Source organism: Litorimonas sp., from assembly GCA_029936425.1.
Lineage (GTDB): Bacteria > Pseudomonadota > Alphaproteobacteria > Caulobacterales > Maricaulaceae > Litorimonas.
The window spans coordinates 1-1,245 of record JAPYSU010000133.1; the positions used below are offsets into that span (position 1 = coordinate 1).

Annotated in this window: 1 protein-coding gene; it reads right to left on the bottom strand. The window is 53.6% G+C overall.

Features of this window, described 5'->3' with window-relative positions; genetic code table 11:
* Window positions 1-321: hypothetical protein (locus ACN0IC_RS15555; RefSeq protein WP_416879659.1), on the bottom strand; the 321-nt coding region annotated here is incomplete at its 3' end.
* Window positions 322-1,245 lie beyond the last annotated feature (924 nt).

Sequence of the window (1,245 nt, forward strand, 5' to 3'; positions counted from 1 at the left end):
GATCTCCTGAGCCAGCTCTGGACCCGGCCACGTCTTGAAGCGGATCTTGGTCTGGGTGAACTCGTTCCATCTCTGGATGAGTTTCTCGGGGGCTTTCGTGTTGAGGGCATCGGCATTGGACATCATGGCCTCCGCCTTCTTCAGATACTCGTAGGTCTTGTTGTAGAGGTCGGGGGCATCCATCAAGTACTTGCCCTGCTTGTCCCTCGCGAGGAAGAGCGAAGCGTTGCTGGCCCCCAAGGAGCCTTCCTCCTCGCCTTCGGGTTTGGTCTTCCGGTCGTATTCTTTCCAGATCCTCATCTTGGCCGCAAGCATCTCCATGGTTCGGTCCATCCTTCTAGCGTGTGGAGAAGAAGTCACACAGCCAGATGATGAAAAACCAAACCAGGGAGAAGGAAATGGAGCCTAAGAGGAACTCACAGATTGGGTTAGGGTCACTTACCTGTGTTTCCTCCTGGGTTGGGGGTGCTTCGACTCTGAAGATCCCTGATTCTAAAATATCCATATAACCATTATTGTTAATTTATTTAAACACACGCTAAAGAAATGCTTCTTTTTGTCAGGATTACACTACTTAGCTGGTTTACAAGGCTGTGGGGAAGCTCGCTGGAAGACTTCTTCTCTTGGATCTTCTCCTCACAGTCTCCGTTTCCCAGCTGCCCGTTCTCTCTAGCAGAGAACTTCTCAAGCGGACAAGGGCTTGGGGCTGTGCTGGGCCAGCCACACACTGGAAAGCTAAACAGCTTTCCTGGCGGATTGCGAGGACAGGCAGTCTTGTTCCTGTCTCGTTCTCGGCCTGGGACCCTATGGCTGGAGCTACCTAACCTAGGGCTGTGGCTGGGGTGTGGGCGTGAGTCCCGCGCTACGCGGAGACCACTGTGGTGACTCTGACAGGTCTGTTGCTCTGCAGGTCTGGGTGCTGGTACACGGAGGTGACCAGGACCGTCGGGGGGGACTCGCTGGAGTCCTGGATGAACATCCGCTCGAGCGTCTTCTGCTGCTTGGCTGTAATGTTAAGTATTCTTGAACGGCACGAAGCTCCCGTCGCCGGCGGTGGAGGCGGGAACGATGAAGTTGTTCAGCTCAGCGAAGGCGGACTCGACCTGGACCTCTCGAACGAAGACTACGGGTGTTGTGTGGAGCGAGATGCTTACAAAGGACTTCTATGTAAATCTGTATTTCAGATAATGTGTCAGATATGATGACATGGTGGTGATCATGATGGTGTCCCTGGCAAGGTTGATG